The organism is Paenibacillus sp. FSL H7-0331, from assembly GCF_001956045.1.
The window spans coordinates 1-627 of sequence record NZ_MRTH01000164.1 but is presented as its reverse complement, the minus strand read 5'-3'; the positions used below and the strand labels follow the sequence as shown (position 1 = coordinate 627).

Annotated in this window: 1 protein-coding gene; it reads left to right on the top strand. The window is 49.1% G+C overall.

Features of this window, described 5'->3' with window-relative positions; genetic code table 11:
- Positions 1 to 107: 107 nt before the first annotated feature.
- On the top strand, positions 108 to 627 hold a 520-nt coding region (locus BK127_RS44440), incomplete at its 3' end, for a hypothetical protein (protein WP_179097847.1).

The following is a 627-nucleotide window of genomic DNA, read 5'->3' as shown; positions in this document are numbered from 1 at the left end:
AGACGATTAGCGAAAGCGGCAGTTACTTTTTAGAAGTTTATGATCTTGCAGGTAATTCACGATGGTTCCAATTCATTATAGAAAGGGTTGCACCCGACATAAACGGGGTGACGCCTGGTCAACTCTCCAACACAAGTGTAACACCGACCAGCACAGCCACTGATATAGAAACGGTCAGCTTGACGAAGGACGGCGTGGTGGTAGCAGGCTACGCCTTAGGCCAAGTGATTAAGGATAGTGGTACGTATGTGCTGGTAGTTACGGATCAAGCGGGCAATGCGACAACGGTTCAATTCACGATAGAGAGCAATGCGCCTGTTGTGAATGGGGTAACGGACGGTCAATTTACGAATACCAGTGTAACACCGACCAGCCCAGACACTGATATAGAAACGGTCAGCTTGACGAGGGATGGTGTGGCGGCAGCAGGTTACATGATGGGCCAGACAATTAGCGATAGCGGGGCGTATGTGCTGGTAGTCACGAATCACGGAGGCCATACGACAATTGTCCATTTCACAATTGGTGACAGGGCTGCTCCTATCATACTTAATACCATGTATAATGCCGGCTTAGAGGTACCGGATGGGCATTGGTTTAACGATCGAATTAGACTGAATAGCCCCG